At 35.3% G+C, this 12,389-nt stretch carries 11 protein-coding genes; 9 read left to right on the top strand and 2 right to left on the bottom strand.

The window, feature by feature from the left end; genetic code table 11:
- Positions 1-4 precede the first annotated feature (4 nt).
- Entirely contained in the window at positions 5-703 is a 699-nt protein-coding gene (locus MTQ00_RS11740) for a CDP-alcohol phosphatidyltransferase family protein (RefSeq protein ID WP_273649205.1), read from the bottom strand.
- An 89-nt stretch (positions 704-792) separates the two neighbouring features.
- Here MTQ00_RS11740 and MTQ00_RS11735 point away from each other — a divergent pair, with 89 nt between their 5' ends.
- From MTQ00_RS11735 to MTQ00_RS11695, 9 genes are all read left to right on the top strand, one after another.
- Positions 793-2,721 carry an LTA synthase family protein gene (locus tag MTQ00_RS11735; RefSeq protein ID WP_273649203.1) on the top strand — a complete coding sequence of 643 codons (1,929 nt, stop codon included), beginning with the start codon at positions 793-795 and terminating at the stop codon, positions 2,719-2,721.
- Positions 2,722-2,865: 144 nt separating this feature from the next.
- Positions 2,866-3,285: a DUF2147 domain-containing protein gene (locus MTQ00_RS11730; RefSeq protein ID WP_273649201.1), complete on the top strand. Its 420-nt coding sequence runs from the start codon at positions 2,866-2,868 to the stop codon at positions 3,283-3,285.
- A gap of 110 nt (positions 3,286-3,395) precedes the next feature.
- Positions 3,396-4,379 (top strand): pyruvate dehydrogenase complex E1 component subunit beta, encoded by a 984-nt coding sequence (locus MTQ00_RS11725; protein WP_273649199.1) that lies wholly within the window; start codon positions 3,396-3,398, stop codon positions 4,377-4,379.
- A 103-nt stretch (positions 4,380-4,482) separates the two neighbouring features.
- A complete protein-coding gene (locus MTQ00_RS11720) occupies positions 4,483-6,474 on the top strand; it encodes a KUP/HAK/KT family potassium transporter (protein ID WP_172280177.1) in 1,992 nt (663 codons plus the stop codon).
- A 65-nt stretch (positions 6,475-6,539) separates the two neighbouring features.
- Positions 6,540-7,013 (top strand): Fur family transcriptional regulator, encoded by a 474-nt coding sequence (locus MTQ00_RS11715; protein ID WP_089027587.1) that lies wholly within the window; start codon positions 6,540-6,542, stop codon positions 7,011-7,013.
- A 3-nt stretch (positions 7,014-7,016) separates the two neighbouring features.
- The gene (locus MTQ00_RS11710; RefSeq protein WP_273649196.1) at positions 7,017-8,762 is read left to right on the top strand and encodes an OstA-like protein; all 1,746 of its coding nucleotides are present in this window, start codon (positions 7,017-7,019) and stop codon (positions 8,760-8,762) included.
- A 106-nt stretch (positions 8,763-8,868) separates the two neighbouring features.
- Positions 8,869-10,050 carry an aspartate aminotransferase family protein gene (locus tag MTQ00_RS11705; RefSeq protein WP_373428025.1) on the top strand — a complete coding sequence of 394 codons (1,182 nt, stop codon included), beginning with the start codon at positions 8,869-8,871 and terminating at the stop codon, positions 10,048-10,050.
- A gap of 189 nt (positions 10,051-10,239) precedes the next feature.
- Positions 10,240-10,626 (top strand): START-like domain-containing protein, encoded by a 387-nt coding sequence (locus MTQ00_RS11700; RefSeq protein WP_172280173.1) that lies wholly within the window; start codon positions 10,240-10,242, stop codon positions 10,624-10,626.
- A gap of 73 nt (positions 10,627-10,699) precedes the next feature.
- Positions 10,700-11,509 carry an aminotransferase class IV gene (locus tag MTQ00_RS11695; RefSeq protein WP_172280171.1) on the top strand — a complete coding sequence of 270 codons (810 nt, stop codon included), beginning with the start codon at positions 10,700-10,702 and terminating at the stop codon, positions 11,507-11,509.
- A 327-nt stretch (positions 11,510-11,836) separates the two neighbouring features.
- Here the strand turns inward: MTQ00_RS11695 and MTQ00_RS11690 are convergent, their stop codons facing one another.
- Complete coding sequence (locus MTQ00_RS11690; RefSeq protein ID WP_273649193.1) at positions 11,837-12,385, bottom strand: YqgE/AlgH family protein; 549 nt, start codon at positions 12,383-12,385, stop codon at positions 11,837-11,839.
- Positions 12,386-12,389 lie beyond the last annotated feature (4 nt).

Raw genomic sequence — 12,389 nt, 5'->3', positions numbered from 1 at the left:
GAATTTATGTAAGTTGTTTTTGAAATATAAGTGAAATTAAAATATAATAAAGTATAACCATAGGGATTCCTACTGTTCCCAATATGATCAGAATGATAATGGAACCTATTAATAAAGCAAGTTTTGGATAATTGTCTTCCAGTTTCATGGATTTGAATTTCATGGCAATCATTTTAACAGGGCTTACCAAAAGTAACGAAAAGACAATGGTAATGGCTATCATCAGATATAGATTGGAAAATATAAACTCATAGCTCTGAGTTTTTTTAAAGGCATAATACAAGCCAAAAATTAAAATAGTATTGGAAGGTGTATTTAAACCTTTAAAGTAATACTTCTGATCTTCATCCAGATTAAAAATTGCTAACCTCAGGCATGAAAATACAGTAAGTAAAAATCCTGAATAAGCATACCATGGAATGTGAGAATAAGAATTGTCTGCGAGAGCAACAAACATGGTCAATCCCGGAATAAAACCAAAGCTTACCATATCCGCTAGTGAATCCAGCTGAACCCCCAGATTCGAATTAGCTTTTAAAGCACGGGCAACAAAGCCATCAAAAAAGTCTAAAACCAGCGAAAGGATAAGGCAAATAGCAGTTATTTTATAATCACCAAGGATAAGATGCACTGCCCCTATGCATCCGGAAAATAAATTTCCTAAGGTTAGGACGTTCGCAAGATTGTTTTTAATAAAATTCATAGTCACAAAATTACATTTTTTAAGAATTCTAGGTTAAAATATTCCCCACTAAAAAATACATTAATCTGAAATTGATGTAAATTTGCCAAATGAAATTTTTTAAAGAATTTAGAAAACAGGAAGTTCTGGTATTGGTATATCGGATTTTTTTGGCATATGTTTTTTATCAGATTGCCAGATTTTTGTTCTGGTATTTTAATAAAGAGCTCATAAAGGTAGATTCGGTTTCAGACTATTTTAGTTTATCTTTTCATGGAATTGCCTTTGATACTACTGCAATTTTATATGTCAATTCTTTATTTATTTTGCTGAGTCTTATCCCTGTTATAATCAATACCAGAAAGGGATATCAAAAAATGTTATTTTGGCTTTACTTTATCACAAATGGAATTGCCTATGCCATGAACTTCGGTGATTTTGTTTATTATAAATTTGCCCAGACAAGATTAACGTCGGCTGCATTTCAGGTGGCCAAGCATGAAACTAATATCGGAAAAGTGTTTGGTGCTTCCATTGTTCAGAATCCTTTTGTTCTTATATGGTTTTTTGTTCTTATGGCACTATGGGTTTTTCTTTACAAAAGGATAAAGATCACAGAACAGAAGCCGGTAAGACTTATTCCTTATTTTATCCTTTCTGTCCTTTGTCTATGTGGAATTACAGTTTTGGTAGTAGGAGGGATCCGTGGAGACTTCAGACACAGCACAAGGCCTATTAATCTTGTGGACGCAAATCGTTTCGTGAAAATTCCATCTCAGGGGAATATGGTTTTGAACAGTACGTTTTCATTCTTCAGAACATTAGGAACCAATAATTTTAAAGAAGTTCACTTTGTAGACCAGAAGTTTATAGAGGATAATATCCAGCCTTATAAAATATACGACAGGCAGGTAACCAACCGTCCGAATATCGTAATATTTATTGTTGAATCCTTCAGCAGGGAATATTCCGGAGCTTTTAATAAGGATAAGAATATTAAAGATTATGTTTCTTACACCCCGTTTATTGATAGTTTAGCTGGTGAAAGTTTAATTTTTCCCAACACCTTTGCGAATGGAAGACAGTCTATCCATGGAATGAGCAGTGTGCTTGCCGGAATTCCGAGTCTTACGGATGCTTTTACAAGTTCACCATATTCCAATCAGAAAATACAATCTATTGTTTCTATATGTAATGATCTGGGTTATGATACCTCATTTTATCATGGAGCACCCAATGGATCCATGGGATTCCTGGGCTTTGGAAATATTTTAGGCTTCAAACATTATTTTGGAAAGACCGAATATAATAATGATGCCGATTTTGACGGAATGTGGGCGATCTGGGATGAGCCATTTTTGCAATACTTTGCTAAAAATGTTGGGAAAACGCAACCATTTATGGCTACTGTTTTTACCGCTTCTTCTCACCATCCTTTTAAAATTCCTGAAAAATACCAGGGGAAATTTAAAAAAGGTAAAAATCAAATGCATGAACCGATACAATATACTGATTATTCAATAAAAAAATATTTTGAAACGGCTAAAAAACAACCCTGGTATAATAATACTATTTTCGTGTTTACCGGAGATCATACCAATGAAATCTATTATCCGGAATATCAGAAAAGTATGAACCGTTTTGCCGTTCCGATTATTTTATATTCTCCCAATCCCGAATATCATTTGAAAGGAGTAAATACGGAAGAAGCACAGCAGATTGATATTTACCCAACACTGGCAGATCTGATCGGATATAATAAAAGGATAAGAAGCTGGGGAAGAAGTCTCGTAAGTGATAAAAAATACCCTGCTATCATAGCAAATTCAGATGGCGGTGTGGAACAATTTATTATTGGGAATTATATCTATCGTTTCGACGGAAAAAATGTAGTAGGCATTTATGATAAATCAGATCTGGGATTGGAGAAAAATCTGGCAGATCATTTGAATACACCGGAGACTGAAAAAGGAAAGGAGATTGCCAAAGCCTGGTATCAGGATTATATGGACAGGGTTATCAACCGTAAACTGAACTAAGAGGGTGTTTAATTTTTTAAATTGGTATGTGTCTTGTTATATATGCCTAGTATAATAAATGTTTTTGTTTGTTTAAAATTAATTTATATTTTTAACGTTAAATAGATAACAAGAACAGTATATCAAAATTAAAATAACAAGTATATGAGAAAATTATTATTTACCCTGGCATTTTCTTTGGCAAGTATATTATCTTTTGCACAGATAGAAGGAAAATGGAAAACTATAGATGATGAAACCAAACAGGCAAAATCTATTGTTGAAATCTATAAAAAAACAGATGGGACTTATTATGGCAAGGTATCGCAATTACTTATAAAGCCTGCTGATCCTAACTGTACAAATTGTAAAGATGACAGAAAAGGAAAACCTATTCTTGGACTGGAAATTATCAGGGGATTAAAAAAAGAAGGTGACGAATTTAGCGGAGGAACTATTACAGATCCGAAGACTGGGAAAACGTATAAATGTACGATTACAAGATCCGGAGATCAGTTGAATGTAAGAGGATACATAGGTTTATCCCTGTTGGGAAGAACGCAGACTTGGCAAAAAGTAAACTAATCTGTTTTAAATAAAATTAATTAACGGCATTTCATTTAAATGAGATGCCGTTTTTATGATGTGTGTAATAAAAAAACACTATTTTTGTAGTCTAAATTTTTCAAAGAAATATGGCAGAATATACTTTTCGTGAGGTAATTGCACAGGCAATGAGTGAGGAAATGCGTAAAGACGAATCCATTTATTTAATGGGGGAGGAAGTTGCAGAATACAACGGTGCGTATAAAGCTTCAAAAGGAATGCTGGATGAATTTGGTCCTAAAAGAATAATCGATACACCGATCGCAGAACTTGGTTTTACCGGAATCTCCGTAGGTGCAGCGATGAATGGGAACAGACCCATTGTAGAATTTATGACATTCAATTTCTCTTTGGTAGGAATTGACCAGATTATCAATAATGCAGCAAAAATCCGTCAGATGAGTGGAGGACAGTGGAATTGTCCTATTGTTTTCCGTGGTCCTACTGCTTCTGCAGGCCAATTGGGAGCTACACACTCTCAGGCTTTCGAAAGCTGGTATGCAAACTGTCCGGGATTGAAAGTGATCGTACCTTCTAATCCTTATGATGCAAAAGGATTATTGAAATCAGCAATCCAGGATAATGATCCGGTAATCTTCATGGAATCCGAGCAGATGTATGGAGATAAAATGGAGATTCCTGAAGAAGAATACTATCTACCGATCGGAAAGGCAGATATCAAGAAAGAAGGTAAGGATGTAACTCTGGTTTCTTTTGGTAAGATCATGAAAGTAGCGATTCAGGCTGCTGAAGATTTGGCTAAAGAAGGAATTTCTGTAGAGGTGATCGACCTTAGAACAATCCGTCCTTTGGATTATGATGCTATTTTAAATTCTGTTAAGAAAACAAACAGACTGGTTATTTTGGAAGAAGCATGGCCGTTTGCGTCTATCTCTTCTGAAATTGCATATATGGTTCAGCAAAAAGCTTTCGATTATCTGGATGCACCAATCAAGAGAATTACGACTCCTGATGCTCCTGCTCCATATTCAGCAGCTTTATTTGCAGAATGGTTCCCTAAACTTGAAAAAGTGAAAGAGGAGATTAAAAATGCGTTGTATATTAAATCATAGAGAAAAACTTCCGAAAGGAAGTTTTTTCATTTATTATATTCATGAAGAATAATTCATGAGGTCATAAATTTAGTGTAGATTTGCGCTTTTAAAATTAGCTGATATGTCAGAAGTTACAGAGGGTGGTCATCATTTTGACCTAAAGAAACTTTCATTTGTAGGGGTTATTGTGTCCCTCGGAATTGTTTTTGGGGATATTGGGACGTCACCATTGTACGTAATGAAAGCAATTGTGAATGCCCGAAAAGATGGTGCGGCAATGCCATTCGATGAATATATTGAAGGTGCATTATCATGTATTATCTGGACATTGACCCTTCAAACTACTATAAAGTATGTAATTATTGCTCTAAGAGCAGATAATAAAGGAGAAGGGGGAATTCTTGCACTTTATTCACTAGTAAAGAAACTCAAGAAGAAATGGCTCTATGTGGTTGCCATTATAGGAGCGGCAACACTTGTTGCAGATAGTGTAATCACTCCTTCACTAACGGTTATGTCTGCTATTGAAGGTTTAAAAATATATAATCCCGAGACACCGGTAGTTCTCATTACCCTGGTCATCCTGTTTGTAGTTTTTGTGGTACAACAGTTTGGAACGGCTTCTATTGGGAAATTCTTTGGACCCGTTATGGTAACCTGGTTCCTGGCTTTAGGGGTTTTCGGATCAATCCATCTTTTTGATCACATTGAAATTATAAGAGCATTCAACCCGATATATGCCTACAATCTTATTACACACTCTCCAAGTGCTATTGTTATCATGGGAGCAGTGTTCCTTTGTACAACAGGAGCGGAAGCTTTGTACTCGGATTTGGGGCATTGTGGTGCTAAAAATATAAGAATCAGCTGGGTGTTTGTAAAATTAATGCTTATCCTGAACTATCTGGGACAAGGGGCATGGCTGCTGGATAATTATCATCAGGTGTTCAGTGGAGTGAATCCATTCTTTGGAATTATGCCGCAATGGGCTGTTTTACCTGGGGTTATCCTTGCAACAGCTGCTGCAATTATCGCCAGTCAGGCCGTAATCACCGGATCATTTACCATGTTCTCGGAAGCCATGTCAGTTTCATTCTGGCCTAATCAGCACATTGAATATCCTTCGGGTATTAAAGGACAAATGTATATCCCGGGAGTAAACTGGGGATTGATGGTATTCTGTTTTGTTGTGGTTATATTTTTTCAAAAATCTGAAAGAATGGAAGCGGCTTATGGTCTGACGATTACCATTACCATGTTGATGACAACCATACTATTACTTTTCTGGTTGAGCAGAACACGGGTAAGCAAATTCTTTATCATCGGTTTTGGAGCGGTTTATCTTTTCCTTGAATCAGGATTTTTCTATGCCAATGTCATCAAATTTGTTGATGGAGGATGGCTAACAATGGTGTTAGGTGGGTTTATTGCAGTATGTATGTATGCATGGTATAACGGCAGACTGATCAAGGCTAACTTTATACAATATGTAAAGATCGATAAATATGTGTCTATTATTAAGGATATGAAACTTGATGAGACCATTCCTAAATATGCTACCAATCTGGCTTACTTAAGCAGAGCAAAAAGAAATGACGAGGTAGAGTCAAAGATTATTTATTCCATCATCAAGAAACAGCCTAAAAGGGCAGATCATTATTTTGTTTTAAGTATTGTAAATCAGGAAGATCCCTATACTTTTAAATATACGGTAGATGAAATATTACCAGGAACTGTATTTAAAGTGAATTTTCTTTTAGGATTTAAAGTAGACCGTAGAATCAATGATTATTTCGGTATGGTTCTGAAAGACCTTATGGCTGATGGAACTATTCCATCAAGAAGCAGTCACCCTTCTTTGAGAGCACATAATATACCTCCGGATCTTAAGTATGTGATTATAGATAATACGTATATCAATGATATACTTTTGACAGTAAAACAAAAAATCACGCTTAATATTTACAATTTTGTGAAGTATATCGGAAGTGACGATTTCAAGGCCTGGGGAGTCACTTCACACAATGTAGTGGTGGAATCTGCTCCGATTACAGAGGAGACATTATATGATAAAAAAATTGAACAGGCGGGATTTTTACGCCATAACTTCTAAGCACCACTTTATAAGCATACTATCTATTTAAATAAAAATTAATAAATTTGTAGATAATTATTTTAATGGATACTATACAAAAAGAAAAAAATATAGCTCTTATCAAAGATGTTTTGAGAAACTACCTTTTAGAAAAAGGTTTCCGAAACACACCTGAGAGATACACCATATTGGAAGAGATCTATAATATGGATCACCACTTCAATGTGGATGATCTCTATTTGTTGATGATGCAGAAGAAATATCATGTTTCTAAAGCAACAATTTACAATACAATTGAGATCTTCCTGGATGCAGGGCTAATTCGTAAACACCAATTTGGAGAAAAAACACTGACGTCTTCATCTTATGAGAAGTCTTATTTTGATAAGCAACACGATCACTTGGTGATCTACAAAAAAGATTCTGATAAGGAGATTGAGGAAATTATAGAGTTTTGTGATCCTAGGATTCAAGGGATCAAAGAAGCTATAGAAGATGCTTTTGGCGTAAAAATTGATTCTCATTCGCTGTATTTTTATGGCATTAAGAATGACTAATCAATGAGACTGATTCTTTTTCTGATACTCTTTGTTTCTACTTTTATGTTTGCGCAAGATCAACAAAAGCCTGCGCAAAGGGATCCTTATTTAAAAGCTCCTGTAAATAATAATGCACCCAAGCAAATAAGACCTGAAGATAAAATTAAAATCATCCATGCGGATTTTGTAAAAAAAGATCCTGCAAAGTATGACGGAAACCAATATCTTGAGGGAAATGTAAAAATCGAAAATCAGGGTTCTATACTTACGGCAGATGAAGTTGTGCTGTATAGCGAAGAAAACTTTGCGAAAGCGATTGGTAATACAAAGCTCCAGAACACAGATGGATCGGTAATTACTGCTGGGGAAATGGAATACGATGGGAATACCCAAAAGGGCGTTGCACGTAAGAACGTAGTACTTACCGACCCAAAGCAAACCATCAGAACCGATATTCTTTATTACGATAAACTTTCGAATCTTGCCTATTTTAATACAGGAGGAACGATTTCTGACGGACAGAATGTGATGTATACAAAATCTGCGACCTATTTTCTGGATACGAAGATGATCGATTTTGTAGGCAATGTAAAAATTGATACTCCGGACTATGTTATCGAAGGTCCCAACATTAAACAGAACCAGAATACTAAAGTTGCTGAGTTCTTTGGTCCGACAACGATAACCAACAGGGCCAATCCGAAAAACTATATATACACCGAAAGAGGTACCTATAAAATGGGTTCTAAAGAATCCTACCTTAATAAAAATTCGAGGATACATTATAACGATAAAATTCTGACCGGAGATGATATGTATTTTAATCAGCTCACAGGGTTTGGTACAGCTACCGGAAATGTGACATTAGATGATCCTAAAGAAAAAAGATATGTGAAAGGAGGTTATGGAGAAATTTTTCAAAAGAAAGATTCTTCGATCATTACCAAAAATCCATATGCCGTAAAGATCCTTGAAAAGGATTCTATATATTTTGCAGCTGAAAAGATAATCTCTTATCAGAAACCTGATGAAACTGATGCTACAAAGAAAAAAAGTTTTTTGAGAGCATTCAGGAAAGGAAGGTTTTATAAGTCCAATGCACAGGGAAGAGCAGATTCCATTGCATTTAACGAAACGGATGGTATTATGCATATGTATACTGCACCAATCTTATGGAGTGGAGAAAAGCAGGTGACAGGAGATAAAATCGAAGCTTATTTTAATACGGCAACCGAGGATCTTGACTCCTTGAAAGTAATAGGAAATGCATTTGCTATAAGTAAAGTTGATTCTTTGAACCTGAAAGATGAGTTCAACCAGGTAAAAGGAAAGCTCATGACCGTTTATTATGAAAAAAGCGAGGTCAAAGAAACCAAAGTTATAGGAAATGCACAGGCTATAAGTTATGCGGATGACTTTAACGAAAAGACTAAAGAGAATGAAAGAATAGGTATTACCCTTACCTCATGTGGAATTATTGATGCTATATTTGAAAGCAGAGTACTTCAGATTGTATCCTGTAATATCGGGGCAACGTCCGATACATATCCTATGAGTAAGATAGAACCTGCCAGAAGAAAGTTTCAGGACTTTAACTGGAATACAAAAGACAGAATCAGGAAATGGCAGGATATCCTCGTAGATACTCCTGGATATGAAGAGATAAAATACGAAGCCGACACTGAACTTTATGATGCGGCTAAAGAAGCTGTTGAAAAGGAAAAAGCTAAGGAAGAAGCTAAAAAACCTAAGAGAGTCAGAAAATAAGTTTCTGTAAAATATAAAAGGCCTGCCAAAAAGCAGGCTTTTTTTGTGTAATGATAATTTCGGGATTTAATGAATGTTTTTTAGCTTTGCTAAAATTTTATTTAAAATGGAATTGCAAAAAGGTTTTTTTTCATACCAGGCACAAACTACACAATTTGCAGCAGGTTTTGAAGTTGAAAAAGCAGAAGGAAGCTATATTTTTGGAACGGACGGAAAGAGATATCTTGATTTTGTAGCAGGAGTTTCTGCCAATACTTTGGGACATTCCCATCCTAAAATCGTTAATGCAATCAAAGAACAGGCGGAAAAGTACCTTCATGTAATGGTATATGGTGAATATGCGCAGGATAAACCTGTGGCATTATGTCGTTTGCTGGCAGAAGCTACTCCGGATCCGCTGGAAGTTACTTATCTTGTCAATAGTGGAGCTGAAGCTATAGATGGAAGTCTGAAGCTGGCCAAAAGATATACCGGAAGGGAAGAAATTATTTCCTTTAAAGATTCTTATCATGGAAATACCCATGGAGCATTAAGTGTTTCGGGAAATGAGTATCATAAGAGGGAATTTCGTCCTCTTTTACCGATGGTATCATTTATTGAATTCAATAATGAAGACGATCTGGATAAGATTACAGAGAAGACAGCCTGTGTAATCCTTGAAACGATACAGGGTGCGGCAGGATTTTTAGTTCCTCAGAACGATTATCTGAAGAAATTAAAAAAAAGATGTGAGGAGGTGGGGGCTCTCCTTATCCTGGATGAGATACAACCGGGGTTTGGAAGGACAGGTAAGCTGTTTTCATTTGAGCATTATGGAATTGTTCCGGATATCCTTGTTATGGGGAAAGGAATGGGAGGTGGAGTCCCTGTTGGGGCTTTTATGAGCTCTAAGGAAATAATGAATAGTTTGTCACATTCGCCGAAGTTGGGACATATCACTACATTCGGAGGGAACCCTCTTATAGCGGCATCCAGCTATGCAACATTAAAAGAAGTGCTAGAAAGTGGGTTAATGAATGAGGTGGACAGGAAAGAGGAACTATTCAGGGCATTACTGGTGCATCCCAAGATCAGTAATATAAACGGGAGAGGGTTGATGCTCGCTGTAAATTTAGGAAGCCCGGAATATACTTTAAAAGTTGCTCAGAAGTGTATGGAAAAAGGTCTTGTAGTGTTCTGGCAACTGTACAGGAATGAATATTTAAGAATTTCTCCACCATTAACCATATCTCTTGAGGAAATAAAAGAGGGATGCCAGATTATCCTTGAAGTTTTAAACGAAAATTAGATATCAATCTCTTCTTTCAAAGAAGAGAATTTTTTATGCCAAGCACTGTAAATTTTGCTTTTAAAATCCTTCACGATAGTGTCAGAACAACTGTGACAAATATCATGCATATTGTATAAAAAAGTAAATACATTTTTGTGTAATAAAAAAATTAATTTATATATTGCGGGACGATAAAACAAAGATTATATGGCGAAACTTAAAGTCCATTACGAATTTCCAATGCATTGTCTTTCAGAGATTTTATATGAGTATCTGGCGACGGCAGAAGGATTATCTGAATGGTTTGCGGATGAGGTAGTAGAGAAAGGAGATGACTTCTTTTTTAGCTGGGGTGGAGGCCCTGCTGAAAAGGCGACTTTGATTAGATATAAGCCAGAAGGTTTCGTGCGTTTCAGATGGGAAGAAGATGAGGGAACAAAGAATTTCTTTGAAATGACCATCACGATTGATGATATTACTGAAGATTTGGCTTTAAATATCACAGACTTTTGTGAAGAAGGAGATGAAGAAGAAAATGCGATGTATTGGGAGAATCTTATAGAAAACCTAAGAATAAAACTAGGGGCTGCTTAATAGTGGGCTGTACAAAATGATAAAACTGATGAACGATTTATCGTTCATTATTTTTTTATAAATAAATCATACATTGGAAAATCAATATTTTACATCAGACGAATTGAATGTGAAGAACAGGGCATTTCTCCTGGGAGATGCTGTAAAGGTTTCTTTTTTTATTAGAAACTCTAAGCTCATTATGGACGAAGAGTGTTATTTCTTCCTAATGGCCTCAATGAGAAAAATGAGAATGAATATTCCTTTGACTTATACTCTTGAATTTTTTCAAACTCTTTTTCAAAAAGAGGTGATTGAAGGAAAGAATAGTAAAAATGCGATTATTAATTTTCAGGTTTTCAGAAATTCAGATGAACTTACTTTAGCAAAATCATCAATTTCCTATTTTTATGAAGTCGATGAAAAGGATGATATTCTGGCCATTCATCAAAGGCTTCTTGAGCTTGATCTTATCAAAGAAATTAATGTAAATAATAATCTTTTGAGTAATATCAGGGTTCATTGTCCGGAAAACATCTATGGAGGGATTTATGCTCAGGAAAACGATCTGGATGATGTGATTCTGCTTAATCCGAATAAGAGGATTGCGAGATCTACTTCTGGAAACCTTCTGTTTTTAGAAGGAAATATCATTAAAGTTCCAAAACATTCTGAAGGTGCATACATTTCTCCTTTACTGGAAAATTTTGTTACTTTTTTACATAAGAATAATCTTGCTGATATTCAGGAGCATGAAATTATTGCATTTGAATCTCAGAAAGCTGAAGAAATTTTAATGATTTCAGATGAGAAAGGCATATTTTCTGTAGGAAAGATAAGAAATAAGACTTTTGGAAATTCCCGATTCACCGAATTGGTGGAAAAATGGAAGGAAAGTTTTTAAAATTGACAAACCCGGTAAACAACAAAAGTTCCAAAGTCCTTTACCGGGTTTTATTCTGAATATATCAGAAATTGTATTTTTTTAAACCTGCTGAGATGTATCTGGCAGACTTATTTACAATATTATTTTTATTTATTGCCTCGCTTCACCTTAATAGGCTTAAGAGTTAAAAATACTTCCGGAAAGAAAAATAAAATAAGTTGTTTTAAGATTTTCATTTTCACGACTTTTTGGTTATTCAAATAACGGAAATTCTTTCTTAAAAATTGGTTAAAGCAAGCTTAAAATTTGTTAATATTTTCTCTCTAATTCCCAATATAAGTAGAATTAATTCAATGAAATATCTTCCGGGGAATTAGCCCAGAGTAGATATTCACCACCCAGATTCTGCATGATAGTTTTCCATAAGGTCTGGTCATTGGGTAATGTATAGTCCAGATTATAGATATCGACTACAGTCCACATTTTTCTTTGAACCTCACTATCCAGCTGATTGGCTGTCCATCCTGAATATCCGGAAAAGATCTTGACATCATCTATAAGGAGGTCTCCACTTAAAACGGCGCTAATGATGTTTTCAATATCCTCTGTCAGATAAAATCCATCAGCAATATCAGTATATAGTTCCGTTACTTTTTTGCCTTTTACAATAAAGAATATCTTATCATTTTCCACCGGTCCACCATCGTACACATCGATTTTAAAATCAAAGAAGTTCTTGAACTTGCCACTCACCTGATTGTTTTTCTTATTTAATATTAAACCAAATGCGCCGCTTTCGTTGTGTTCTACGATAAGGACTACTGATCTGGAAAAAATATCTCCGGAAATATCAGGTGTGGAAATTAATATTTTACCTTTGTATGAGTAATGCATACTC

This window comes from Chryseobacterium sp. B21-037, from assembly GCF_028570785.1.
GTDB classification, from domain to species: Bacteria; Bacteroidota; Bacteroidia; order Flavobacteriales; family Weeksellaceae; genus Chryseobacterium; species Chryseobacterium proteolyticum.
This window is presented reverse-complemented; position numbering and strand designations above follow the sequence as displayed.